The sequence below is a fragment of the Aquisalimonas sp. APHAB1-3 genome (genome assembly GCF_048323695.1).
Taxonomy (GTDB): domain Bacteria; phylum Pseudomonadota; class Gammaproteobacteria; order Nitrococcales; family Aquisalimonadaceae; genus Aquisalimonas.
Window position 1 is genome coordinate 97,495 of sequence record NZ_JBLWFT010000007.1, and the last position, 25,028, is coordinate 122,522.

At 65.4% G+C, this 25,028-nt stretch carries 24 protein-coding genes and 1 pseudogene; 18 read left to right on the forward strand and 7 right to left on the reverse strand.

All coding sequences use genetic code 11. The features are described from left to right. Nucleotides 1–40: 40 nt before the first annotated feature. Together ACNSTU_RS11800 and moeB are read left to right on the forward strand one after the other, a co-directional pair. On the forward strand, nucleotides 41–439 hold the full coding sequence (locus ACNSTU_RS11800) for a M67 family metallopeptidase (RefSeq protein ID WP_290636014.1): 399 nt from the start codon (nucleotides 41–43) through the stop codon (nucleotides 437–439). Further along, a complete protein-coding gene (gene moeB, locus ACNSTU_RS11805; protein ID WP_290637029.1) occupies nucleotides 439–1,884 on the forward strand; it encodes a molybdopterin-synthase adenylyltransferase MoeB in 1,446 nt (481 codons plus the stop codon). The genes ACNSTU_RS11800 and moeB overlap by 1 nt, the downstream gene beginning before the upstream one ends. On the opposite strand, the gene glp is transcribed toward moeB, so the two are convergent. After that, nucleotides 1,885–3,162, reverse strand: coding sequence for a gephyrin-like molybdotransferase Glp (glp, locus tag ACNSTU_RS11810; protein WP_290637028.1), 1,278 nt, complete (start codon nucleotides 3,160–3,162; stop codon nucleotides 1,885–1,887). 59 nt (nucleotides 3,163–3,221) lie between these two features. On the opposite strand from glp, the gene ACNSTU_RS11815 reads away from it, so the two are divergent. From ACNSTU_RS11815 to ACNSTU_RS11870, 12 genes are all read left to right on the forward strand, one after another. Further along, nucleotides 3,222–3,437, forward strand: coding sequence for a DUF6494 family protein (locus ACNSTU_RS11815; RefSeq protein ID WP_290636008.1), 216 nt, complete (start codon nucleotides 3,222–3,224; stop codon nucleotides 3,435–3,437). Between the two features lie 239 nt (nucleotides 3,438–3,676). Then, a complete protein-coding gene (locus ACNSTU_RS11820) occupies nucleotides 3,677–4,228 on the forward strand; it encodes a DUF3305 domain-containing protein (RefSeq protein WP_290636006.1) in 552 nt (183 codons plus the stop codon). Beyond that, nucleotides 4,225–4,815 (forward strand): DUF3306 domain-containing protein, encoded by a 591-nt coding sequence (locus tag ACNSTU_RS11825; protein WP_290636004.1) that lies wholly within the window; start codon nucleotides 4,225–4,227, stop codon nucleotides 4,813–4,815. Before ACNSTU_RS11820 ends, ACNSTU_RS11825 begins: the two co-directional genes overlap by 4 nt. Beyond that, nucleotides 4,812–6,515, forward strand: coding sequence for a 4Fe-4S binding protein (locus ACNSTU_RS11830; protein ID WP_290636002.1), 1,704 nt, complete (start codon nucleotides 4,812–4,814; stop codon nucleotides 6,513–6,515). Before ACNSTU_RS11825 ends, ACNSTU_RS11830 begins: the two co-directional genes overlap by 4 nt. 10 nt (nucleotides 6,516–6,525) lie before the next feature. Then, complete coding sequence (locus ACNSTU_RS11835; RefSeq protein ID WP_290636000.1) at nucleotides 6,526–7,149, forward strand: TorD/DmsD family molecular chaperone; 624 nt, start codon at nucleotides 6,526–6,528, stop codon at nucleotides 7,147–7,149. Between the two features lie 73 nt (nucleotides 7,150–7,222). Next, nucleotides 7,223–7,438: a twin-arginine translocation signal domain-containing protein gene (locus ACNSTU_RS11840; protein WP_290635998.1), complete on the forward strand. Its 216-nt coding sequence runs from the start codon at nucleotides 7,223–7,225 to the stop codon at nucleotides 7,436–7,438. Nucleotides 7,439–7,493: 55 nt separating this feature from the next. Beyond that, nucleotides 7,494–10,373, forward strand: coding sequence for a formate dehydrogenase subunit alpha (locus ACNSTU_RS11845; RefSeq protein ID WP_418212392.1), 2,880 nt, complete (start codon nucleotides 7,494–7,496; stop codon nucleotides 10,371–10,373). 26 nt (nucleotides 10,374–10,399) lie between these two features. After that, entirely contained in the window at nucleotides 10,400–10,990 is a 591-nt protein-coding gene (fdh3B, locus tag ACNSTU_RS11850; protein WP_091640581.1) for a formate dehydrogenase FDH3 subunit beta, read from the forward strand. A gap of 82 nt (nucleotides 10,991–11,072) precedes the next feature. Then, entirely contained in the window at nucleotides 11,073–11,267 is a 195-nt protein-coding gene (locus ACNSTU_RS11855; protein ID WP_290635994.1) for a hypothetical protein, read from the forward strand. Nucleotides 11,268–11,282: 15 nt separating this feature from the next. Further along, nucleotides 11,283–12,398 carry a formate dehydrogenase subunit gamma gene (locus ACNSTU_RS11860; protein WP_290635992.1) on the forward strand — a complete coding sequence of 372 codons (1,116 nt, stop codon included), beginning with the start codon at nucleotides 11,283–11,285 and terminating at the stop codon, nucleotides 12,396–12,398. A gap of 79 nt (nucleotides 12,399–12,477) precedes the next feature. After that, nucleotides 12,478–12,972, forward strand: a complete 495-nt coding sequence (locus ACNSTU_RS11865; RefSeq protein WP_290635990.1) for a DUF6505 family protein — start codon at nucleotides 12,478–12,480, stop codon at nucleotides 12,970–12,972. Nucleotides 12,973–13,117: 145 nt separating this feature from the next. Continuing rightward, a complete protein-coding gene (locus ACNSTU_RS11870; protein ID WP_290635988.1) occupies nucleotides 13,118–14,920 on the forward strand; it encodes a PHA/PHB synthase family protein in 1,803 nt (600 codons plus the stop codon). A 56-nt stretch (nucleotides 14,921–14,976) separates the two neighbouring features. Here ACNSTU_RS11870 and ACNSTU_RS11875 read toward each other — a convergent pair whose 3' ends face one another. The 5 genes from ACNSTU_RS11875 to ACNSTU_RS11895 all read right to left on the reverse strand — a co-directional run bounded on the left by ACNSTU_RS11875 (nucleotide 14,977) and on the right by ACNSTU_RS11895 (nucleotide 20,182). Beyond that, nucleotides 14,977–16,926: a primary-amine oxidase gene (locus tag ACNSTU_RS11875; protein ID WP_418212393.1), complete on the reverse strand. Its 1,950-nt coding sequence runs from the start codon at nucleotides 16,924–16,926 to the stop codon at nucleotides 14,977–14,979. A gap of 96 nt (nucleotides 16,927–17,022) precedes the next feature. Continuing rightward, nucleotides 17,023–17,808 carry a DUF2182 domain-containing protein gene (locus ACNSTU_RS11880; protein ID WP_290637023.1) on the reverse strand — a complete coding sequence of 262 codons (786 nt, stop codon included), beginning with the start codon at nucleotides 17,806–17,808 and terminating at the stop codon, nucleotides 17,023–17,025. Next, nucleotides 17,805–18,455, reverse strand: coding sequence for a DUF1326 domain-containing protein (locus ACNSTU_RS11885; protein ID WP_290637022.1), 651 nt, complete (start codon nucleotides 18,453–18,455; stop codon nucleotides 17,805–17,807). The genes ACNSTU_RS11880 and ACNSTU_RS11885 overlap by 4 nt, the downstream gene beginning before the upstream one ends. 150 nt (nucleotides 18,456–18,605) lie before the next feature. Beyond that, nucleotides 18,606–19,655 (reverse strand): alpha/beta fold hydrolase, encoded by a 1,050-nt coding sequence (locus tag ACNSTU_RS11890; RefSeq protein ID WP_418212394.1) that lies wholly within the window; start codon nucleotides 19,653–19,655, stop codon nucleotides 18,606–18,608. Nucleotides 19,656–19,675: 20 nt separating this feature from the next. Next, nucleotides 19,676–20,182, reverse strand: a complete 507-nt coding sequence (locus ACNSTU_RS11895; protein WP_418212395.1) for a hypothetical protein — start codon at nucleotides 20,180–20,182, stop codon at nucleotides 19,676–19,678. Between the two features lie 291 nt (nucleotides 20,183–20,473). Between ACNSTU_RS11895 and ACNSTU_RS11900 the strand changes: the two are divergent. The 3 genes and pseudogenes from ACNSTU_RS11900 to ACNSTU_RS11910 form a co-directional block, all read left to right on the forward strand. Continuing rightward, nucleotides 20,474–20,791 (forward strand): annotated as a pseudogene (locus ACNSTU_RS11900) (PAS domain-containing protein); the annotation flags it as partial. A gap of 197 nt (nucleotides 20,792–20,988) precedes the next feature. Further along, nucleotides 20,989–21,441, forward strand: a complete 453-nt coding sequence (locus tag ACNSTU_RS11905; RefSeq protein ID WP_418212411.1) for a GGDEF domain-containing protein — start codon at nucleotides 20,989–20,991, stop codon at nucleotides 21,439–21,441. After that, nucleotides 21,392–23,329 carry a PAS domain-containing sensor histidine kinase gene (locus ACNSTU_RS11910; protein WP_418212412.1) on the forward strand — a complete coding sequence of 646 codons (1,938 nt, stop codon included), beginning with the start codon at nucleotides 21,392–21,394 and terminating at the stop codon, nucleotides 23,327–23,329. Before ACNSTU_RS11905 ends, ACNSTU_RS11910 begins: the two co-directional genes overlap by 50 nt. On the opposite strand, the gene ACNSTU_RS11915 is transcribed toward ACNSTU_RS11910, so the two are convergent. Next, nucleotides 23,320–23,925, reverse strand: a complete 606-nt coding sequence (locus tag ACNSTU_RS11915; RefSeq protein WP_290635401.1) for a response regulator transcription factor — start codon at nucleotides 23,923–23,925, stop codon at nucleotides 23,320–23,322. The genes ACNSTU_RS11910 and ACNSTU_RS11915 overlap by 10 nt on opposite strands. 435 nt (nucleotides 23,926–24,360) lie before the next feature. Between ACNSTU_RS11915 and ACNSTU_RS11920 the strand changes: the two genes are divergently transcribed. Further along, a complete protein-coding gene (locus tag ACNSTU_RS11920; RefSeq protein WP_290636733.1) occupies nucleotides 24,361–25,011 on the forward strand; it encodes a response regulator transcription factor in 651 nt (216 codons plus the stop codon). The last annotated feature ends 17 nt before the right edge of the window (nucleotides 25,012–25,028 follow it).

The window sequence follows — 25,028 nt, forward strand, 5'->3', positions numbered from 1 at the left end:
AAGTGGATTGCCGGCGATCACGAACTGATAGGATATCGGCATGAGCGAGACCGAATTGACGCCTGCGCTGCGCGAGGAGCTCATCGAAGCGTCCCGCCGTGCACTGCCGGAGGAGGCCTGCGGCATTGTGCTCGGGCACCACGGCGTGATCCGGGAGATCGCGGGCATGACCAATCAGGCGCGCCGCCCGGCAGACCACTTCGCCCTGGATCCGCTGGAGTATATGCATGCCGAACGTGACGCCGGCAAACGCGGCCTCGACGTGATCGGCATCTGGCACAGCCATCCGGACGGGGAGGCGGTGCCCTCCGAGAGCGACCGTCGCGCGGCCTGGGCGGGCTGGCTGTACCTGATCGTCGGCTCGCCCGGCGATGGCGGGGCCGAGATCCGGGGCTGGCGTCTCAACGGCAGCCGTTTTGAAGAGGAGGTGCTGCGCTGATGCCCGTTGTCACCGTGCGTATCCCCACGCCGCTGCGTGGCCATGCGGAGGGCCGGCCGGAGGTGATCCTGGAGGGGCAGACGGTTGGCGACGTGCTCGGCCGCCTCGCCGCGGATTACCCCGCACTCGGTCAGCGCCTGCTCACGCCTGAAGGTGACGTGCGCACCTATGTGAACGTGTTCGTGGGCGAGCACAACATGACCGCGCTGGATGGCTGGCATACCCTGCTGAGCGAGGGGCAGGTGGTGTCGGTGCTGCCGGCGGTCGCCGGAGGCGCGGGCCGGGCCAGGGATCGGCGCCTGGAGCGGCTGCGTCAGAGCGTGGACGAACTGGAGCCTGGGCAGGCGTACGCCATGCTGGCCGATGGCGCGGCCCTGATCGACGTGCGCGAGCCCGACGAGGTCGCCGAGGGCAGCCCCGATGGCGCGCTGCGCCTCGGCCGGGGGTATCTCGAGCTGCGCGTCGAAGACGAGATCCCCGACCTGAACCGGCCGTTGATGGTGCTGTGCGGAGGGGGGACGCGGTCGCTGTTCGCTGCCGAAGACCTCCAGCGCCTGGGCTATACCCGGGTCTATTCCGTCGCCGGCGGCTTCAACCAGTGGAAGAACGAGGGCCTGCCGTTCAGCATTCCGCGTGTACTGGACGCCGACGCCCGTGCGCGCTACTCCCGCCACCTGCTCATGCCCGAAGTGGGCGAAGCCGGGCAGGCCCGGCTGCTGGACAGCAAGGTGCTGCTGGTGGGGGCCGGCGGGCTTGGTTCCCCGGCGGCGCTGTATCTTGCGGCCGCTGGTGTGGGCACCATCGGCATCGTCGATCACGACGTGGTCGACCGCAGCAACCTTCAGCGCCAGATCATCCACAGCGAGGAGCGGGTGGGCCTCTCCAAGGTTGAGTCTGCCCGCGAGGCCATCCGCCACCTGAACAGCTCGGTGACGGTGGTCGGGCACGAGGTGCATCTCGAGTCCGGCAACGTGGAGGACCTGTTCAGCGGTTACGACGTCATCGTCGATGGCACCGACAATTTCCCCTCGCGCTACCTCATCAACGACGCGTGCGTGAAGCTCGGCCTCCCTAATGTGCACGGGGCGGTGTACCGGTTCGAGGGTCAGGTGACGGTCTTCTGGCCGGGGCGGCCGGAGGCGCCGGGCCCCTGCTACCGCTGCCTGTTCCCGGAGCCGCCACCACCCGAGCTGGCGCCGTCGTGCGCGGAAGCCGGCGTGCTCGGGGTGTTGCCCGGTGTGGTCGGGCTGATGCAGTCGGTGGAGACGATCAAGCTGCTGCTCGGCATTGGCGACCCGCTGGTGGGGCGGCTGCTGCACTACGATGCCCTGGCCGCGCGCTTCCATGAACTGCGGGTCGAACGCGATACCGGCTGTGCCTACTGTGGCGACGGCGTGCAATTCCCCGGCTATGTGGACTACCAGGCCTTCTGCACCGGCAGCTGATCACCCCATAACGCCGTGGAATGGCTGCACGTCGACCATGGTGCCGGCTGCCACGTCCCCGCTGTCGTGGGGCAGCACGATGAAACAGTCCGCCAGGCTGACCGAGCGCAGGATGCCGGAGCCCTGGCTGCCGGTGGTGGTGACGACCAACTCGCCGGCGTCATCGCGTTGCAGGATGCCGCGCTGGAACTCGGTGCGCCCGGGCCGCTTGCGCAGATCCGTGGCCGTGCGTACGCGGAAGGTCGTGGGCGGTTCGGGATCCTCACCCATCATGCGGCGCAGCGCCGGCTGCACGAACTGATACCAGGTCGCCACCACCGACACAGGATTGCCGGGGAGGCCGAAGAAGCGCGCCTCCCCGATGGTGCCGAACGCCAGCGGCCGCCCGGGGCGCATGGCGATCTTCCAGAATCCCACCTGGCCGAGCCGGTTCATGATCGTCTTGACGAAGTCGGCTTCGCCCACCGAGACCCCGCCCGACGTGATGATGGCGTCGGCGAAGGACGCCGCGTCGGCGAAGGCTTTCTCCATGGTGTCCGGGTCGTCGGAGATCACGCCCATGTCGGTGGCCTCCGCGCCCAGGGCCTGGAGCGCCGCGTACAGGGTGTAACGGTTGCTGTCGTAGATCTGGCCGGGTCCGAGCGACGATCCCGCCGTGCACAGCTCGTCACCCGTGGAAAAGAATGCCACGCGCAGGCGCCGGTACACCGGAACCTCCACCAGCCCGAGGCTGCCGAGCATGCCCAGCTCCGCGGTGCCGACCCGCTGGCCGGCGGCAAGCACGATCTCGCCCTGGCGCAGATCCTCACCTGCGGGGCGCACGTTCTGTCCGGCCTTTTCGTCGGCGGTGATCACCACCTGGTCGCCGTCGCGGTGGACGTTCTCCTGCATGATGACGGTGTCCGCCCCGGCCGGCATCGGGGCGCCGGTCATGATACGTGCGCACTCACCGGACTGAAGGTGGCCGTCCAGTGTATGACCCGCCATGACCGTGCCGACGCAGCGCAGGGTGGCGTTGCCGCTGCCGGGGATGTCATTGCCCCGGATGGCGTAACCGTCCATGGCGGCGTTGTCGTGCGCCGGCACGTCGATGCCGGATGTCACCGGCTCCGCCAGCACACGACCCAGTGCCAGCCGCGTGCTGACCCGTTCGATTCCGCGTACCGGAGCGAGATCGGTGCGGATGCGCTCCCAGGCCGCGGTGACCGGCAGCGACTGCGGGTCATGATCGCTGTGGCAGGAGGGGTCGTTTTGGATCGGGTTTCCGCTTTCAGTCATGATGCCCACGTGTTTGACGGTTATCTGTGGCCGCTTCGGCCCTGAACATGACGGAGTAGATGATGAACGATGATGCCCTGAATATGCAGATTCGCAAATGCCTCAAGCAGTTCGGCGTGACCTCGCAGCAGGAGATCGAGCGCGCCCTGGGGGCAGCACTGGAGAAAGGTGCTCTGAACGGGGACGAGACGCTGTCCGTGCGCATGACCCTGGAGGTGGATGGGCTGGACATCAGCCACACGATCAGTGGCGAACTGGATCTCGACGCCGAATAGCAACGGGGCGGGCCGTGGGGCGTTGTGATAAAACGACGCATTGATGCAGCGCCGCATGGTGCATTGTGTCCCGGTGTGTCCAGCGGTGGACGGTTCGCCCCGACTCGCTTTCCTGCCGCTCCATCGGGAAAGCCCCGGCTGTGGCGGCCGGGCGGGTGAAACAGCCGGTTTCAGGCGTGCGGGGCATTCGTGGCACCTTTCTTGCTGCCCTTGTCGTAAACGTCAATGTGAGGTGGCTGGTGCAGCAGGTCGGGTCCACGACGAAAGGGGATGGCTGGGATGACAATGCCGTGCTTCCCGCGGCCGTCATTATCGCGCAGACCGCCTCGGGGCGTGCAGAGGTGAACGGCGTGGTCGTGGGGAAGCGGTTTGCCGCGGAGCGGCGGCAGTCGACCTGCATCCGCTCCGCAGACGACGGCAGCCTCTACATGTGGTCGGGCTACCATCTGCAGTTGCGCAGGGCGCAGGCAGAGGCGTACTACCTGAATATCCGCGGCGACTCGCCGTCGGTGTTCGTGATCGGGCGCTCCGGGGCGAATGGTTTCGTGCCCGAACGCCTGACGGTCAGTCTGGACGAGGCGCAGAATCTGGATGCGACCGAACTGCGTGACGCCGGTGAGACCGTGATGCGGACCATGATGCCCGCGGAGGTCTACCGCTGGGTCGAAGGGTTTGTGCTCAAGCACTACGAGCCACGCCGCAAGGGTGGCAAGGGGCGTGGCAAGAAGCGCAGCAAGGCGCTTTACGACGCCGAGGTGGGCGATCAGGCCGAGTCCGGAGGGCAGACGTGAGCGAGCGGGAGCAGCAGGAATCCGAAGCCGGGTTCTTCGATCGGTGGTCGCGCCGCAAGGCGAGCCGGCGACAGGGGGAGGTCCTTGCCGACGAGCCGGAGCGCCCGGTCGTCGAGGACGCCACCGCGAGCGCTGCCGAGGAAAACCACGACGCGCCGGTGCGGATCGACGAGCGCACCGGCAAGCCCTACGACGAACTGACAGACGACGACATGCCGCCGCTGGAGTCGCTGAACCAGGACTCTGACGTGAGCATGTTCATGGCGCGGAACATCAGCCCCGATCTGCGGCGCAAGGCGTTGCGGACGCTGTTCCGTTCCTCGAAGTTCAACAAGATTTCACTGTGCGCGGAGTACGCCGAGGACTACACCACCTGGACGCCCATGGGCGATGTGGTGCCCCATGACTGGAAGCGCGCCATTGCACGCGAGGCGGAACGGGCACGCCAGAAACTGGCGGATGCCATGGACGACGAAATGACGGCTGCCGACGAGGGCGTCGAGCTGGCAGACGCGGACCGGGCGGCCGCTGGCACCGCGACGGGTGCCGACGGCCATGAGCCGATCACGGACCACGAGGACCGATGACTGATTATCTGAACGTATATGCCGACATGGCTTTGCCCGCTTCCGGGGCTGCGCGCGACGCGGCCCTGCAGGCGGGTGCTGTCGTGGAAGTGGGTGCGACCTCGCTGGTGGGTTACCGCTCGGCGGGCCACCTGCTGCTCATCGGTGCGGAGCTCGATGCGCTGGAGTGCGCCGCGCGCCTGCGTGAGTCGCTCACGTGCACGATCATGGCCACCAGTGCCCACGAAGGGGCGTTGCCGGAGGATGCGGCAGCGGCGAAGGCCGATCAGCACCGCGTGACCGTGCTCCACGGCGAACCGGCCAGCGTTGCTGGCCATCTGGGGCATTTTGATGCACAGCTGGAAACGCCGCGTGGTGAGTCGCTGCGCGCGGCGGACCTCAACAACGACGATCACCCCTGGTTCGACCTGGTCCTGGATCTGCGCCGGGAGCCGGCGTTGCAGATGGATCTGCCACCATTCGGCTACTACGCACCGGCCGGCGACGCGGACGCCCTGGAGCGGGCGCTTGCCGAAATCCCCGAGATGACCGGCGAGTTCGAGAAACCGAAGTTCTTCAACTACAGTCCCGACATCTGTGCCCACGGGGACAGCGGGCTGACGGGATGCACCCGCTGCCTGGATGCCTGCCCCGCCGACGCCATTACCTCCATCGGCGAGATCATCGAGGTGGACCCCTACCTCTGTCAGGGTGGCGGCACCTGCGCCACGGCGTGTCCGACCGGTGCCATCATCTACGCCTATCCCGGGCCGAAGGACATGGCCGCCCGGGTCAAGGCGATGTTGCAGGCGTTCCGGGAGGCCGGCGGAGAACGCCCTGTGCTGCTGTTCCACGACGAGGAAACCGGAGCGGAGCGGTTGCACGCCATCGCACCGGAGCTGCCGGATCACGTCATCCCCGTGCGTGTCGCCGAAATCGGCTCCGTGGGGATGGATCTGTGGCTGACCTCGCTCGCCTACGGCGCGGCGGGTGTCGTACTGCTCGATACTCCGGCGGTGCCGGCCACCGTGCGCGCGGAGGTCGAGCGCCAGATTGGCTATACCCGCAGCCTGCTTGACGCCATGGAACTCGGCGGTGAGCGGGTCGCGCTGGCGCCCGCCGGAAGCGCCCTCGCGCCGACGCTGGAGACGGCGGCCGAATGGGTTCCCGTGGCGCCGGCCGGGTTCGATACGTTCAACGAGAAGCGCGGCACTCTGCGTCTGGCCATTGATCACCTCTATGGGCAGGCGCTGGCACGCCCACAGGTCACGGCCATGCCCGCCGGCTCGCCGTTTGGTCAGGTGATGGTGGACGCCGGCAAGTGCACCCTCTGCATGGCCTGCCCGCAGGTCTGTCCGACGCGCGCTCTCACCGATGCCGGCGACAAGCCGCAGCTGAACTTCACCGAGGATCTGTGCGTGCAGTGCGGGCTGTGCCAGACGGCGTGCCCCGAGGACGCCATCAACCTGGAGGCGCGCTACCTGTTCGACTGGGAGCAGCGCCGCCAGCCGCGCGTGCTGAACGAGGAGCAGCCTTTCGAGTGCGTGAGCTGCGGCAAACCGTTTGCGACGCCGAGCGTGATCGAGCGGATGACCCAGCGGCTCGAGGGGCACCACATGTTCCAGTCGGAGGCGAACCTGCGGCGGCTCAAGATGTGTGGTGACTGCCGGGTCAAGGACATGTTCGAAGCCGAGCAGGGCTCGGGTAACACGTTGATGTGAGCGAGTGTTTATGAGCACGACGGATTGGTCAGTACCGAGTGCAGCGGCGGCGACGCGGGAAGATGAACTCCGAGCCGGGACGTGGACGCTGCTTGGCCGGCTGCTTGCAGCGCCGCCGGACCGGGAGGTGATCGACCTGCTGCGCGGCATTTCCCGCGGCTCAGGGCAGCGCGAGTCCGACGCGCTGGCAACGGCCTGGCAGGAATTGCGCAAAGCCGCCGGGCAGGTCGGCATGGATGCCGTCGACCGCGAGTTCCATGACCTCTTTATCGGCGTGGGCGGAGGCGAGATCACTCCGTACGCGTCGTGGTACCAGACCGGATCGCTCATGGAGCGACCGCTGGTCGTCCTGCGGCAGGATCTTCAGCAGCTCGGGGTGGAACGCCAGGAGGGCAACAGCGAGCCCGAAGACCATGCCGCTGCGATCTGTGACGTGATGGCGCTGATCATCAGCGACCCGGACGTCTCGTTCGAATGGCAGAGGGAGCTGTTCCAGAAACACGTTGAACCATGGATGGAGGCGTTCTTCCGGGATGTGGAGCAGTCGGAGAACGCTGATTTCTACCGCGCCGTCGGGCAGGTGGGCGCTGCGTTCGTGGCGCTGGAGCAGGACTATTTTTCCATGCTGGCCTGACAGCGGGGCTGAGGCCGGATTGATGAACTTTAGGGTCGATTGTATCGACAGGGTATGGCAGGAGGACGCAGACATGAGCATGTCCGATAACGACAAAACCCGTCCGGAACGGCGGCGCTTTCTGAAGACGGTCGTGGCGACCGGTGGTGCCGTGGCGCTGACGGCTGGCGCCGGCCAGGTGTTGGCACACAACTACGACGGCCCTGAGATGGAAGACCTCCAGGAAGGCAAGAAGGGCTACCACGAGACCAAGCATATTCGCGACTACTATGCGCGGGCGGATTTCTGAGCCGTGCGGGTGACCGTCACTGCGTCGAAATCGTCCCGAGTGGAGGAGTAAGACCATGAAACTGACAAAGAAAAAGGCATCGGCGGCCGGTGCCGCGGCTCCCGGACTGCTTGGCAAGGCGCTCACGCGACGGGCCTTTCTACAGGGGTCCGGGCTTGCCGTTGGTGGTGCTGCCGTTGCCGGAATGCTGCCCACGTCCATGATGCGCAAGGCGAAGGCCGCGCGCCGCATTGATCCGGATGCGGAAATCCGCGAAGTGTTGACCGTTTGCGGTCATTGCTCCGTGGGCTGCAGCACCATTGCCGAAGTGCAGAACGGCGTCTGGGTCGGTCAGGAGCCGGCGCTGGACAGCCCCATCAACCTGGGCGCGCACTGCGCCAAGGGTGCGGCCCTGCGTAATCACGGCCACAGCACCCGCCGGGTGAAGTACCCTATGAAGAAGGTCGCTGGCCGCTGGGAGCGGATCAGCTGGGAAGAGGCCATCGAGGAGATCGGCGACAAGCTGCTGCACATCCGTGACGAGTCCGGCCCGGATTCGCTCTGGTTTGCCGGCTCGTCCAAGGCCAACAACGAGGGGGCCTACCTGCAGCGCAAGTTCGCTGCCTTCTGGGGCTCCAACAACTGTGACCACCAGGCGCGCATCTGCCACTCCACCACAGTGGCGGGCGTTGCGAACACCTGGGGTTACGGTGCGCAGACGAACTCCTACAACGACATCCTCAACTCCAAGTGCATCGTAATGTGCGGCTCCAACGCTGCCGAGGCCCATCCGGTTGCCATGCAGATGATCCTGCGGGCGAAGGAACAGGGCTCCAAGATGGTGGTCATGGATCCGCGCTTCACCCGCACTGCCGCCCATGCGGACACCTACGTGCGATTCCGCTCGGGCACGGACGTGGCGTTGATCTGGGGCATTCTCTACCACGTCTTCGAGAACGAATGGGAAGACACCGAGTACCTGGCGCAGCGTGTCTTCGGCATGGACCGGGTCCGTGAGGAAGTCTCCAAATGGACGCCGGATCAGGTCGAGCGCGTGACCGGTGTGTCGGAAGAGGGTGTCTACGAAGTGGCCAGGATCATGGCCGAGAACCGCCCCGGTACCTTCGTGTGGTGCATGGGTGGTACGCAGCACACCATCGGCAACAACTATGTCCGCGCCTACAACTGCCTGCAGCTGGCGCTGGGCAACATCGGTGTCGAGGGTGGTGGTGCCAACATCTTCCGCGGTCACGACAACGTCCAGGGTGCCACTGACGTGGGCCCGAACCCGGACAACCTGCCTGGCTACTACCCCATCTCCGAGGGCGGCTGGCAGCACTGGTGCCGTGTGTGGGATGTGGACTACGACTGGCTGAGTGCCCGGTTCGATCAGGACGAGTACGACGACGGCCAGGGCGGCACCGTGAAGCCGATGAACTCGGGCGGCATCACCGTCTCACGCTGGATTGACGGCGTTCTGGAGGACGCGGACAACATCTCCCAGAGGGACAATGTCCGTGCGGTGATGATGTGGGGTCATGCGCCCAACTCCCAGACCCGCGGGCCGGAGATGAAGGAAGCCATGGAGAAGGTGGATCTTCTCGTGGTCATCGACCCTTACCCCACGGTTACCGCCGTACTGCACGAGCGTTCCGACGACACCTACCTGCTGCCGGCGGCGACACAGTTCGAACAGACCGGTTCCGTGACGGCGTCGAACCGCTCCATACAGTGGCGGGAGCAGGTGATCGAGCCACTGTACGAGCACAAGTCCGACTCGGATATCGCCTACATGCTGGCCAGCAAGCTTGGTTTCGCCGACGAGATGTTCAAGAACATCGAAGTGGCGGACGGGCATGTGAGCCCAGAGAGCGTGCTGCGCGAGATCAACCGAGGCACCTGGTCCATCGGCTACACCGGGCAGAGCCCGGAGCGGCTCAAGGAGCACATGGCCAACCAGAAATCCTTCGACGTCAAGTCGCTGAAGGCGCAGGGTGGCCCGGTGGACGGCGAGACCTACTGCCTGCCGTGGCCCTGCTACGGCACGCCAGAGATCAAGCACCCCGGGACCCATGTGCTCTATGACACCAGCAAGCACGTCATGGATGGTGGCGGCAACTTCCGCGCCAACTTCGGCACCGACTACGAGGGCGAGAATCTCCTCGCCGAAGGCTCGTGGTCCGAGGGTGCCGAGATTGAGGACGGCTATCCCGAGTTCGACTCGGAGCTGCTGAAGCAGCTGGGCTGGTGGGACGATCTCACCGACGAGGAGAAGGAGTACGCCGAAGGTCGCTCGTGGACCACGGACCTCTCGGGCGGCATTATCCGCGTGGCGATGGAGCATGGCTGCCATCCCTTCGGTAACGCCAAGGCCCGTGCCTACGTCTGGAACTTCCCGGACCCGGTGCCACTGCACCGTGAGCCGCTCTACACTCCGCGGTACGACTTGGTCGAGGACTTCCCGACCTACGAAGACCGCAAGGTGTTCTACCGGCTGCCGACCCGTTTCGAGTCCGTGCAGGCAACCGACTACTCCGACGACTACCCGCTGATCCACACCAGCGGCCGTCTGGTGGAGTACGAGGGTGGCGGTGAGGAGACGCGCTCCAACCCGTGGCTCGCCGAACTCAAGCAGGACATGTTCGTCGAGATCAACCCGGCCGACGCCAACGATGCGGGGGTCCGCAATGGCGAAATGGTCTGGCTGGAAGGCCCGGAAGGCGGCCGCATCCGCATCAAGGCCCTGGTCACGGACCGCGTCGGCCGCGGCACGGTGTTCACGCCATTCCACTTCGGCGGGCACTTCCAGGGTGAGGACCTCATCGACCGGTATCCGGAAGGAGCCGCGCCCTATGTCCGGGGTGAGTCGACCAACACGGCGACCACCTACGGGTACGACTCGGTCACCATGATGCAGGAAACCAAGACCACCCTTTGCCGCGTGACGCCGGCCTGAGAACGATTTGAGAGGAGAAAGCCGTCATGGCAAGAATGAAATTTCTCTGTGACGCCGAACGCTGCATCGAGTGCCAGGCCTGTGTCACGGCTTGTAAGAATGAGCACGAGGTGCCGTGGGGCGTGAACCGCCGCCGGGTCATCGTCATGAACGATGGCCAGCCCGGCGAAAAAGCCATTTCCGTGGCCTGTATGCACTGTACTGACGCACCCTGTGCGGCGGTCTGTCCGGTGGATTGCTTCTACACCACCGCCGACGGGATCGTTCTGCACGACAAGGATCTATGCATCGGTTGTGGCTACTGCTTCTACGCGTGTCCGTTTGGCGCGCCGCAGTATCCGCAGCAGACGGCATTCGGGGTGCGCGGCAAGATGGACAAGTGCACCTTCTGCGCAGGCGGCCCGGAAACGGCGCACTCCCAGGAAGAGCTGACCAAGTACGGCACCAACCGTGTCGAGGAAGGCAAACTTCCGCTGTGTGCCGAGATGTGTGCGACCAAGGCGCTGATCGCGGGGGATGGCAACGTCATTGCGGATATCTACCGCAAGCGTGTCATGACCCGTGGCGGCAGGCCGCAGACGTGGGGCTGGCAGGCTGCTTACGGGCAGGATGTCTGACGGGGTTGAAGCCGGGGCCTGTGCGCGGGCCCCGGCCGATCGGCCGGTGAACAAGAACAGCAAGGCTGGAGAGGAGCATTCCATGATGCCTAGAAAATTCACCCTGTCAGCGACCGCGGCCCTGAGCCTGGCACTGTTGGCGGGTTGTTCCGATGTGACGCTGTACGAACCCGGTGTCTACAAGGGCGGCGGTGACGAGACAGCATCGGAAGAAGCCGCCGAGCGCCGGGCAGGGGCTCTGAGAGACCGTGCGCAGTCCGCCCACACTGACCGCTAGCGCGAGGAGGTCCACATGAGTGAGCACCAGCAAGCAGCGGTGCGCGCAAGGCGCAGGTGGCGCTCCATGATCTGGAGCATCGTCGCCATCTTTGTCCTTGCCGTGGCACTGCCTTCTGCCGGGTATCTCTTTGCGCAGACCACCACGGGCGAGCCCCAGCGGCAGTTCTCTGAGCAAAGCGAAAGCAATCCCCGGTCCGACATGTGGCGTGACGGGCGGCGCGGCGAGGGTGGTTTCACGACCCAGACCGGGCCTTACGTCACCAACCAGATGATGACCAACGTCGGCGAGAATTACCGCCAGATCCGCACGGGTCCCGTGACCACGGTGGGTGGCTGGTTCCTGGTGATCGTCTTCCTGGCGATTACCGCCTTCTTCCTGCTCACCGGGCAGAAGAAGATCGAGGGAGGCCGTTCCGGGCAGACCATCGTGCGATGGCAGGCCTACGAGCGATTCCTCCACTGGTTCACGGCGATCTCCTTCATCATTCTCGCCATCACCGGTCTGAGCCTGCTGTTCGGCAGGACGGTGCTGATCCCGATCTTCGGTCACCAGGGCTTTGCCGCGTACGCGCAGCTTGCCTACGGGACCCATAACGTGGTCGGCCCCGTCTTCTCGGTGGGTGTGCTGATGATGATCGTGCTCTGGGTGCGCCACAATATTCCCAACAAGACCGACCTGGAGTGGTTCAAGCAGGGCGGTGGTATTGTCGGGAACAAACACCCGTCGGCGGGCAAGATGAACGGCGGTGAGAAGGTCTGGTTCTGGGGCGGCGTCTTCGCCCTCGGGCTGACGGTGATCATCACCGGCTTTATCGCGCTCTTCCCGAACTGGGGCTTCCAGACCCGGGAGATCATGTCGTGGTCGCTGATCATCCACGCCGTGGCGGCGACTCTCTGGATCGGCCTGTTCCTGGGTCATGCCTACATCGGTACGCTCGGAACCGAGGGCGCCCTCGAGGGGATGACCCGCGGGCGTGTTGATACGGCATGGGCGAAGCAGCACCACGACCTGTGGTATCAGGATGTGGTGGCGTCCGGCGAGAAGCCGGTTCCGGAGGAGGAACTCCGGAGCGACGGTAAACAGGCGTCGCCAGGCGGGTCGAGACCGGCGGGGCAGCAGGGTTCCTGAACCCGGCTGCAGCTGTCCGTAATAGCGGCAGGTGGTCTCCGGACCGCCTGCCGTTTGTTGTTTGTGAGGTGATGGCCGAATGAAATTCATGCGTGTCGCCCGGCTCGACGACACCGACGAGCACGTCTACGACAACGCCGCCCGGGTTGGTGAACCGGCGGTGCCCGGCAGTTTCGTGTTCACGTTCTCCGACCGTGATCCGACCCTCTTCGAAGGCAAGGAGAAGCAGGCGTTCCGCCACGGCTTTCTGGGAACGCGCAGCTTCGGCTGGGCAACCGTGGTGGTAGTGGACGATATCGAGGAGGGCGAGTACAAGAGTGTGATCGAGAGCCTCGCCCACCATTTCGTCAGCGAGTACGGTGCGCCCAGCATGGAGGCGGCGTTACCCGTGGCCAGACAGGAGGCGGAGTACGCCGCCGGGCTCTGCGAGCATGAGGTCAACACCCTGCTGGCCGTGGAACGGGCTGCCGACGAGGACGGTATTCACGAGGCCTTCAAGACGGTGCAGCCCCACGCCGACTGGGAAGGTGAGGGTCAGCCCGTGCGTGTCTGGGATTTCTTTCGGGACGAGTAGATTCTCTCGTGGGACGTTGCGTTTTCGTTCATTCGATCCGACCATGAAGTAGTGGCCTGTACAAGGATGGTTCAGGCTGGTGTTCGGTACCCGAAAGGCACGGCCGGCTCCGCTGGTCCGGCCCCGACGCAGTGAGGTTACCCGTATGAGCGAGTCACAAGGTCAGTTCTCCCAGGTCGATCCCGAGAAACTCTCCCGGTCCATGATGGATGTTGCTGGCAAGAGCCAGGAACTGGTCAAGGACTTCCTCGCTCGTCAGCAGTCGAGCCAGAACATCAGTGGCGACGAAGCCCGCCACATGATGCAGCTGTTTCAGGATTTCTACGCCCGGCTCATGTCCGACCCGGCGACGCTGGTCCAGGCGCAGATGCAATTCTGGCAGGACTACATGTCGCTGATGCAGACCACCGGGTTGCGCATGATGGGGCTGGAGACGGAAAGCGCCGTGAAGCCCAAGCCGGGGGACAAGCGGTTCCGGGACGCCCGGTGGGAAGAGAATCCGCTGTTCGACTTCATCAAGCAGTCCTATCTGCTCACCGCCGATCACATTCACCACACGGTCGCCGGCGTCGAGGGCCTGGACGACAAGACCCGCCGCAAGGTGGATTTCTACACCCGCCAGTTCGTGAACGCCATGTCGCCATCCAACTTCGTGGCGACCAACCCGGAGGTGCTGCAGAAGACTATCGACACGGGCGGGCAGAACCTGCTTGATGGTCTCAACAAGCTGCTGGAGGATCTTGAGCGCGGCAACGGAGAACTCAAGATCCGTATGACTCACCCGGAAGCGTTCGAGGTGGGTAAGGACGTCGCAGTGGCCCCGGGTAAGGTGGTTTATCAGAATGACCTGATCCAGCTGATCCAGTACGAGCCGGCCACCAAGGAGGTGAGCAAGCGGCCGATCATCATCACGCCGCCCTGGATCAACAAATACTACATCCTGGATCTGCGTCCGCAGAACTCGGTGGTGCGCTGGCTAGTGGAGCAGGGCCATACGGTGTTCATGATCTCGTGGCGCAACCCGACCGCGGAGCTTGCCAGCAAGACTTTCGACGACTACATGCTCGAAGGCCCGCTGGCGGCCATGGACGTGGCAGAGGAAATTACCGGCGAGTCGGAAGTGAACATGGTGGGGTACTGCCTCGGGGGCACGCTGCTCGCATCGACTCTCGCCTACTGTGCCGAGACGGGCGACAAGCGACCGCAGAGCGCGACGTTCTTCGTGACCCTGCTGGACTTCGAGAGCCCCGGTGATCTGGAGCTGTTCATCGACGAGGAGCAGCTGGAGGTGCTGGAGAAGCAGATGGAGGAGCGCGGCGTGCTCAAGGGCAGCCAGATGGCGACGGCCATGAACATGCTCCGCGACAATGATCTGATCTGGTCATTCTTCGTCAACAACTACCTGCACGGCCAGGATCCGTTCCCGTTTGACCTGCTGTACTGGAACCAGGATTCCACCAACATGCCCGCACGGATGCATTCGTTCTATCTCCGCAACATGTACCTGCGCAACAAGCTGCGGGAGCCGGGCGGCATCTCGCTGAATGGCGTACCCATCGACCTGTCGAAGGTCAAGGTGCCGGCCTACTACATCTCGACCAAGGAAGACCATATTGCACCGTGGCAGGCAACCTATTCGGGGGCGCGCCTGCTGTCCAGCAACGTCAAGTTCACCCTCGGCATGTCGGGCCACATTGCCGGTGTCGTCAATCCGCCCAGCAAGAACAAGTACGGCTACTGGACGAATCCCAAGAGCGGCAAGCTACCCGCCTCGCCGGATGACTGGATGGAGAAGGCGGCCTTCAACGAAGGCTCCTGGTGGCCGGACTGGAACAACTGGCTCGCCGACAAGAGTGGCGGCAAGGTCGCCGCCCGCAAGCCGGGCAGCAAGAAGCACCGCCCCATCGAGGATGCACCGGGGAGCTACGTTCGGGAGCGCCACGACTGATTATCGGAGTGGCCGGGCCTCGGCTAATGCGCCGGCCCGGTCGCGCATCCGTTGGCTCAGGCGCAGCAGCTCGCGGCGTTCCTGCCCGGTGGCAGGGTGATGGCCGGGTTGCGGTCGAAGAATCCCGACGGCATCAGCCTGAAGCCGCAGGTCACGCAGGGTTGCACCGGGTAGTCCTCGGGGCGGACCGGGTGGTGCAGACCGAAGACGTGCCAGAGTACCAGGTCGGTATCCACCAAGTTGCGATCGGCGGACGTCCACTCCGGCAGGCCCTGCCCGGGGCCCGACTGGTTCACGAACTCGCCGGCGGGATAGCGCTCCTCCGCGTTGAAGGGCGTGACCCACAGGTGATTCTGGATGAACCTGCCGCGCTGGCCGGACCGCGACTGCGGCTGCGTATATGGCGTCACCGGGTTGGTGGCTTCGAGCTTGAAGCCGGTGGGCTGGCCCACGGCGTTGCGGCGCTGTCGGTTCACCACCTTCCAGTAGCGCATGGTCTCGCTGTTCGCCCGCCGCTGCGCCGCCCGCTCCGTCTCGAGCAGGGTCGCCTCCTCGCGGAACGCGTTGCCATACGGATTCTCGGGCCCCTCCGGCGGCACCACCACGTTGTACTCCATTACCGCGTTGTCGGGGCCGTCCACGTCCATGTCGAGCCGGGCGCAGAACAGGTGCTGGTGGATCTGGCCGGCCACGCCCGGGGCCACCTCATTGGCGTAAGGCGACGGTTTGCCCGGCTCGCAGGCTACCGTGTTGATGATGCCGGTGGCCTTCATTTCGAATTCCACCATACCCGTCTGGTAGAGGTACCAGTAAGACGCGTATTCGTAGTTGCCGACGGTGGAGATGGAGGAAATCACCAGGCGCCGCAGTCGCCGTACCTCCGTGTGGTCGGTACGGAAGTCCCAGTGCTTCCAGGCAATGCCGTTGTCTTCCTCGTGGATGCAGATGGCATTGGCGATCTTGATGGGCTCACCGTCGATGCCGTTGACGTAGGCGTCCAGGTAGCGGATGGCACCCAGGCAGTCGCAGCCCAGTGTCAGGGAGTTCGCCAGCTTGCCCAGGCCGTACTCGCCGATGTCGAAGACGTTCTTCCGATAGTGGCCGGCGGCAGGGCTGCCGTAGGGGACGACCATCTCGGCCAGTGAGGCCCGGTGGAGGATCGGGCGACGCTCATCGCCCTCGGTATGGCCCAGCGTGTGCAGGGTCAGCCCTTCCCGGGCGTTGAAGCCGATGCGCACATCCCAGCCCTGCCAGCGCAGTAGATTGCCTTCCAGGGTGAAGCTCGGCCCGTCGCTCTGGATGACGTCCAGCGGCTTGATGTCGCCACGGTGTTCGCCGACCAGCTCCGCCTCGTAGTTCGACTCACCCCGGGGGACCGGCACCGGTTCCCGGTCCGCGTAGTGATCGTCCACGCGAATGACCTCGAGGGTGTCCACGTCCACCACGGCGTTCACCCCTTCGATGGGGTGGGCGTAGAAGTTGTCGCGGGCATGATTGCGGACCCATGCGAAGGTGTGGGATAAGCGGCGTCCCTCTTCGCCCGGGACGTCAAAGCGACCCGCCGACCACGGGTCCACGCAGACCAGTGACATGTCGTCGATGCCGCGGCGGGCGCAGGCCTTGATGAACGCCGGGTCTGCCTTGACTGCGTCCTCGATGGCCATGAACTCCTCCAGCATGATCATGGGCCGCGCGTCCGGCAGGTGTTCGCTGGAGAGGATACGATGTTCGTCCAGGGAGAGAATGCCCAGGGTCACGCCGATACCGCCGGGCCGCGACACCACGAATCGGACCCGGCGGTCCAGCGGCTGTCCCGGCTGCCAACCTCGGATCGACTCCTTGTCGGGTTCTTCCAGGGTCAGCCGTTCGAAGCGCAGCGGCTCGGGCCCGAGTGCTTCCCGCAGCAGGGCGGCGGCCGTGCGCATCTCCTCGGGGCCAAGCGGGTCCAGCGGGTGGAATGTATCGGCCGTTGCGCCGATCGGAGTGGATTCGCTACTGATCGCCATGCCCCGTCACCTCCCGACCAACTGATTAGCTTGAGATAAGCAGAGGCGGGGTGGCGCGTCAAGCGGCGGCTGACGAAGGGTCACGGGTCCCGCCGTTCAGTGATGATGGTGACCGGCAGGTATCCATTCGGGGGCGAGCAGCTTCAACACGCCCAGGGCGATGAGACCGACGCCCACGGGCTTCACCACGCGGTCGCCGAAGCGTCCGGTCTTCTCGTAGAGCATCAGCAATGCCAGCGGGGCCATCCACGCGAGATTGGCGATGCCGACCACCACCATCACCAGCATCAGGGCCCAGCAGCAGCCGAAGCAGAACAGCCCGTGGCGTAGCCCCAGAGTCAGTGCGGCCAGCCGTCCGCGTCGGTAGTGCGCCATGAGGAATGCGCCCGGGTGACGGCAGTGGCGCAGGCAGGCATGTTTGAGCCTCGAGAACTGGAACGCGCCCGCCACAACCAGGGCGCCACCGGTCAGCAGCTCCGGACGATGAATCAGCCAGTGCCAGTGGTGCACGTCGGCCATGGCTGCGTTGTGTGTCGTCAACGCCGCCAGGCCGAAACCGGTCCAGATCAGAAGATAGCCGCCGATGAATGCCGCATGCGCCGTCCTCGGATGAGGCTGGCGCGCCGCCGTGCGGGCGAACAGCCGCATCATTGGCAACGATGACGGCAGCATCATTGCCGCGATATGCACCTGCCAGGCCAGCAGCAACAGACCCAGGCTCGCCAGCACCGACATGTCCCCGGTGAGCGGCCGGTGATGATGCACCCACTGTGCGTGGCCGGTGAACTCTGCGGTCAGACCCAGCAGCCAGGCGCCGGCAATCAGCGCGAGGAGCCCGGGTGACGCCAGCCAGATTCGGCGCGGTGCGGTGACGGCGCTCACGGTTGGTGCTCCATGCGCCAGGCGGTCTGAATGGTGTTGCGGCCTTCGAACGACCAGGTCATCCCGTACTGGGGCAGGTCCACGCGGTAGGTGCGTGACTTGCCCACATAGGCGGGCGCCCCTTTGACCGTGGTGAAGGCGCTGTCGTGGAGGGTGGTCTGGGTGCCGTCCGGTGACGAGGTGATCGGGTCCAGCGCTGCCTCCACCATGCCCTCCACACGGAGTTGCCCGGATGCGTTGCTCGCGGCGTGGGATATGGGGGCGCGCTCCACCGCCACCAGTTCGCCGACCAGCCCGGCCAGGTCGCCCAGGGGGCCGCCAAGGTCGCCGGAGAACGCGCGCAGCAGTGCCTCGTGCTGGGCAACCGAGGCGCGCTCGTCCACCAGTTGCACCACCCGCCACTGGCCGGCCAGTGCGTTGCCGGGGATGACGGCCACACTGACCACCGTGAGACCGGAGACGTCCACGCCCTCGATCACGCCGTGCTCAAGGTTGAATGCGATGACCCCGTAGCATTTGCCGCCGTCGGGATCTTCGCCGATGAAGCAGGGGCAGGGTGAGCCGCAGGAGCAGATCTCCAGGAGCGTCCCTTCCAGCGCATACCCCTGGGTGACCGCATTGTGCTGGTGTTCCGAGTTGGTCGCCATGATGAATCCCCCATGACCCGGTGGGTGGCGCCCGCGCTCGCCGGAGAGCGGGAGGCGGTGCGTTTCCTGCGAGTCTAGGCGGGACCGGTTCGGCGCCGCATCGCGGCGATCCCGCAACACGGGATACGGGAAAACCGGTACGAGGGAGGTTCAGGGTGCCGGCGAGACCAGGCCCAGCTTCACCGCGCGCAGCGCCAGGTCGGCGCGGCCGTGTGCCGGCAGCTTGCCGTAGATGTTGCTGACATGGCGCTCCACCGTGCCCACCGAGATGCCGAGGGCTGTCGCGATTGCCTTGTTCGACGCACCGCCGGCGAGGTGCTGCAGCACCTCGCGCTCGCGCGTGCTGAGTTCACCGCCCGGCATGGACGGGTGGCGTTGCGTTGCGGGTTGCCGGCCGGCGAGAAAGTCGAGAATCAGCTCTACCAGGGAGCCGGAGTCGCGGAGGAATGGGTCGTGCTCGTTACCGTCCAGGATCTCCATGCGTGCGCCTGGCGCAAGCGCGGCGATCTCCTGTCCCGCGCTGAGCGGCACTGCGCGGTCGCCGCGGTTATGCACCACGAGCACCGGCATGGACAGGGTCGGCAGTAGGTCGCGGATGTCCATGGTCCACAGATGGTCCAGCAGTCGTGCGGCCATCGCGGATGATGCCGCCATGCGCTGGAAGCGGCCGTACCATTGCATCTCGCGGGCACCGCCGTTGGGCACCAGCATGGCTGCCAGCGTTCTGGATCCCACGTTCCAGTTCATGCGCACCACGTGTTTGAGGGCCTCCAGCCGCTCTTCGGTGGTGATGGCGCTGCCCCGGGCGAACGCGGAGCAGAAGACCAGCCGTTGGACCCGCTCCGGGTGGCGTGCGGCGAATACCGCCGCCGGCGGGCCGCCAAAGGAGTAGCCGATCAGGCTTGCGCGATCGATCCCCGCGGCATCCATCACGGCGGTGAGCTGCTGGACATCGTTCTCCAGCGACAGCTCGAACCCTTGTCGGTCCGAGAGCCCGCAGCCGAGACGGTCGTACCAGGTGAGCCGGTGTGCCGCCGTCAGTTTCCGGCGGGCGCTCGCCGCGGCGGGATGGGTCCAGAGTTCATGCAGGTGACACAGCCAGCCCGGGACGAGCACCAGAGGTGGACCCTGGCCCAGACTGGCGAAGGCCACGCGCGCGCCGCCGGGGCCCTCACACAGCTGAACCGAGGATTCATGCATAGCCGGTTATCCTTTCGGGATCAGCTCCCTTGAGCGGCGGCAGCCCGCTTGCCCTCTTGCCCCGACACGCGGCCGGGTGCGCCGGAATCGATTGACGCCTGCGTCTCACTGCCGTCGCCACTGGCCTCCTCCGTGGCCCGGGTAACGGACTCTGTGGCCTCGCCGTTGGCCATGGCAGCAGTGCAGGCGTTCATGCGCTCGGTGATGCGCATCAACCGCTCGTTGCCCTTCTGGTTCATCTCCATCATGCACTCCAGCACTCTGGGCTGCGCACTGAATACGCTGGAGATGCTGGGCTCCCGGGCCGCGTCACTCACGGCGCTGGAAATCTGGCTGATGGCAGCGAATATGTCCTCGATCTGGCTGATGGACTCCTGGTTGACGGTTTTCTGAAAGTCCTGGGCGGCATGCTGGAACTGCTGCAGTCGTTGTCCCGACCGCTCCATTGTCGGAAGCCAGCCCGCACCCCAGTGCATTGTGCTGCCGAATTCGCCAGAGGACTGCGCGGGGCGGTTTGCAGGTTTCATATCCGGGTCTCCTTCGTGTGTTGGGAGTCTGAGCGCGGCCCGGCTCGTGGCCAGGCCTCCGCCGGTGATCAGGCGGTTAGCACACGGTAGTGGTGATGCCCGGACGCGCATACAGGGGCATGTTCTATGCCGGTCACGGTTTTCCCTACCGTCGGGGCGATATCCGGGGATACCCGATGCTGCATTGCGGTTGCGCCGACTGTGCAGTCTGTGGTCGAGCTCATACGATTCACGGGTATGACGAGCATCCGGGCGCGGGTGCCGGACTCGACTCAACCCAGGGAGCGCTTCATGACCGATGTGCAAGCGTCACACGGAGATGATCCGGTCAGCCTGCGCGTGCTTGAGGCGCTGGACCACGGCGTGGTTGTCACCGATGCGGCGGAGCGCGTTGTCTACCTGAATCCTGCCGCAGCAGCGCTTACGGGGCGATCGGCGGGTAGCGCCGTGGGACAGCCATTGTCCAAGGTGCTGGCCTGTGTCGATCCCGCTGACCGGCGGCCGGCGCCGATCCTCGTCGATGGTGGCGAGTCCGACCGGTGTAATGGCGATGGGCGCCTCCTGCTGCGCGGGGATGGCGGTGAGGCGATCATCAGCGATACCGTCACCGTGCTGCGTGACGCGGACGGTGCCCATACGGGCTACGTCGTGGTGATCCAGGACGCTCGGCATCTGCGGGAGCTGGTTTACCAGGCGACCCACGATCCGCTGACAGGGCTGATGAACCGTCGCGAGTTCGAACGCCGGCTCTGGCTGACCGTCGAGGAGAGCCGGCGCGATGGTGTGGTGATGGCGTGGTGCACGCCATGTGTTTCGTTGATCTGGACTGTTTCAAGAGCGTCAACGATAACGCCGGGCACGCCGCCGGCGATGCCGTGCTCGGCTGTCTGGCACGCGCCATGCGCCTGTTCCTCCGTGATGGTGACATCGTCGGCCGCCTGGGCGGTGACGAGTTCGGGGTCCTTCTGCGGCACTGCCCGCTGGAGGTGGCCGTCCAGCTGGCGGATGGTCTCCGGGAGCTGGTGCCGCGGATCAGGCAACGGTGGGGGCGGCAGACGCTCACCGTCCGCGCCAGTATCGGGGTGCTCTCTATCGACGGTACTGTCGCCGATCCCGGCGATGCCTTGCGCAAGGCGGACATCGCCTGCTATGTCGCGAAATCAGGTGGGCGCAATGCCGTCCACGTGTACTCTGGAGAAACCTGGAGCCATGTCCGGGAGAACCGACGGTGGCGCGATCCACCGGACGCCGAACCCTGATCGCCAGGCAGTGCCGGAACCATCGCTGCCCGAAGAAGGGCTCGACTCGATCGTCGAGAACGCGCCGGATCTCATCGTCCGGTTTGATCGCGCCTTACGTCACGTCTACGTCAATGCCAGGGTGGAGCGCACACTGGGCTTGCCGCGGGACAGCATTCTCGGGCGCACGAACCGGGAGCTGGGGTTCCCGGAATCCCTGGTGGCGACCTGGGAGGGTGCCCTGCGCACAGCTTTTGACACCGGGCAGCCGCAGCGGCTGGAGTTCGCCGTGCCGGAGGAGGACGAAGACCACGGGGGGCGGTTGTACGAATCCCGGATCGTCCCGGAGTACGATGCAGACGGCCGCGTTCGTTCGGTCCTCGGTTTTACCCGGGATGTCACCCCCTTCCGGGAGGTCATCGCCGCCTGGCAGCACGACGAGGGCCCCTACCGATTGACCCTGGATGCGGCCCAAGCGGGCATCTTCGTGATACAGGACATGCGCTTTCGCTACGTCAACCCGGCGCTGGCCCAACTGTTCGGCTACACGCCGGACGAGATGGAAGAGCGTATGGGCCCGTTGGACCTGGTTTTGCCGGAGTACCGCGAGGAAGTCGAGCAGCGCGTGCGTGCGCGGATTGATGGGGTGGTCGGAGTGCCTTACGAGGTACCATGCCTTGCCCGGGACGGCGGCGTGCGGCAGGTGGTTGCCTGGGGCGTGGGCATGCGTTATCGCGGACGCCCGGCGACCATCGGCACGGCCATCGACGTCACCGATCAGCGACGCGCGGAGCGGGCGCTGCGCAAGCAGGAAGAGCAGTTGCGGATGATTACCTCGCAGCTGCCGTGCCTCCTCTGGACCACTGACCGCGGGCTGCGGCTGGAGCACATTAGTGGGGCCGCTCAGGATGACCTGGAGCCGTGGCTGAATGCGCGGGCCGGGATGCGGCTGGACGAGGCACTGGGTCCGTTGCCGGGCGACGCGCGCACGGGCCAGCGCTTCCTTGCCGCGCATCAAAGGGCCATCGACGGGGGGGTGGAGTCACTGGACTGCGAACTGGCCGGCCGCGTCTACGACATCCGTATCGAACCCCGTCATGACCGGGGAGGCCGTGTCTCGGGGGTGATCGGGCTGGCAGTGGATATCACCTCGCGCAAGGAGGCAGAAGACCAGTTGCGCACCCTCCAGGCAGAGCTGGCCCGGGTGATGCGGGTTGGCATGCTGGAGGGGCTGGCCTCAGGGCTGGCGCACGAACTCAATCAGCCGTTGTCGGCGATCATCAGTTATGCGGATGTGTGTCGTAGGCGGGTCGATGATGCCCACGGCGGGGAATTGATCGACAAGGTCATCACCCAGGGGCGCCGCGCAGCGGCGATCGTCCAGCGCATGCGCCGACTGGTGCGCAAGGCGCCGGTGGAACGTGCCGCCGTGGACATCAACGCATTGGTGCGGGAATCGGAGGCGTTTGTCGACTGGCAGGCGCGGGAGCAGGGTAGTGGTATCATTCTTGAGCTCGATGACACGATACCACCCGTTCTCGGTGATACCGTCCAGATTCAGCAGGTTCTGCTCAACCTCGTGCGCAATGCCATGGATGCCCTGCAGAGTTCGGACCAGCGGGAGCGGTGGCTGACCATCTGCACCCGGACCGTGCCCGAGAATGGTCAGGTCTTCGCCGAGGTGCGTGTTCAGGATACCGGCCCGGGCATCTCGGAGAGCACGAGAGAGCGGCTGCTGGATCCCCTTTTCACGACTCGCCACGACGGCCTCGGGTTCGGGCTGCCCATCAGTGACATGATCGTCCAGTCCCACGGTGGCCGGCTGGTTCTCCCGGAGGCCGGCGCCGGGCCGACGTTCCGGTTTACGCTGCCGTTGTACCGGCGTGGCCTGCCACGGGGCTACAGGTAGGTGTCAACAATGCGCACCAGTTCGTACATCGTGTGTGCCCGCAGCTTGTCCATGACGTTCCGTCGATGGGCTTCCACCGTGGAGATGCTGATGCCGAGTTCGTCGGCGATCACGCGGTTGTAATGGCCCTGCGAAATGCGCGCGAGGACCTGCCTTTCCCGCTCTGTCAGCAGAGCCACTCGGGCGCGTTCGGTTTCAATGCGCTGTTGTTCCCTGCGACGCTGGTCGTCCAGGTCCAGGGCCTGCCGCACGAGGGCTTCCAGTGCGCGGGCGTCGAAAGGCTTCTGCAGGAAGTCCAGAGCGCCCGCCTTGATGGCGCGCACGGCCATGGGCACGTCGCCGTGGCCGGTGACGACGATAACCGGCAAGGTGCTGCCTGCGCCCGCGAGGCGGGCCTGAAGATCGAGGCCGCTGAGGCCGGGCATGCGGACGTCTACCAATACGCAGCCGCGAAGGTTGGGCCTGTATGCGTCGAGGAACGTCTGCGCTTCCGGAAAACCCCGGGTTCCGATCCCTCGTGACTGAAGCAGCAACTCCGTGGACTCCCGTACCGCCGGGTCGTCGTCGACGATGAACACGGTTGGCTCCGTCGTCATCGGTCAGCGTGTCGCCTCCGTGTCTGCTCTGCTCCCTGCAGCTACAGGGGCTTCGGGAGGTTTCCCCGGTCGCGGGGTTGCGTGCTGGTATAAGCGCATACAGGTTTGCTGGAGCAGTGCGAATGCTTCCAGGGCGGAATGCTGGCGCCGGCGGGGCGACCAATCCAGTGCGCGGGCCGAGCGCAGCCATTCCTGAAATGCCGGTGCAGGGGGCATAGGAGTCTCCTCGCGGTTCTTATCGCCGCTCAGGCTGGCGGCTTCAGTATAGACTCTAGGCGGCTCGCGCCGGTGGGTAAATGTGGAATGCCCTGCATCGAATAGGGGTTTCCCCCAACGGGGTGCTGAATGGCTGATCGATTACTATACTGAAAAAGGCGCCAAGCGCCGACCCGGGGAGGCCCCCGGGCGCGGGAGGACGGCTCACGCAGGTGCACCATGACCCGCAAAGCGGCCAGCAAAGTCTTTGCGGTAGGCCTTGATGGGCCTGCCGCCGCCGCACTGGAGGCGTTGTTCGCATCAGTGCGGGTCGAGGTCGTGCTGTTCCGTTCCTTCCACAGTCTCCTCCCGCATGTCAGTCCGCAGAGCCGCGGTTGTCTCCTGGTCAATTCCGATCGTGAGCCAGGTGATGTGGCCAGCATCGTTCGTACGCTGTGCCACCGTGCCGTTCGGTTACCCGTGATCTGTCTGTCCGAATCCGGCGACGTGCCGGCGGCGGTGCGTGCGCTCAAAGGCGGTGCGCTCGATTTTCTGGAGGCGCCCGTGAACGATCAGGTGCTCATCGATGCCGTCAATGAAGCCTTCGAAGTGGATCGTGCCACCTGGCATGCCCAGCAGTATCGTGCCCAGCTCCGGCAACGCTTCAGGACGCTTACGCCCCGGGAGTGGGACGTGGTCGGCCCCATGGTGCGTGGCTGGTCCAACAGGGACATTGCGGACGGGCTTGGCCTTAGCCCCAAGACTATCGAGGTCCACCGGGCCAGAATCCTGTCCAAGACCGCATCCAGCTCGCTGACCGATCTCATCCGGACGGCCATTCGCTGCGATCTGCTGCACGAGGCGGCCGCCAGGAGCCAGTCACATCAATGATCCGACCGTGGTATCGG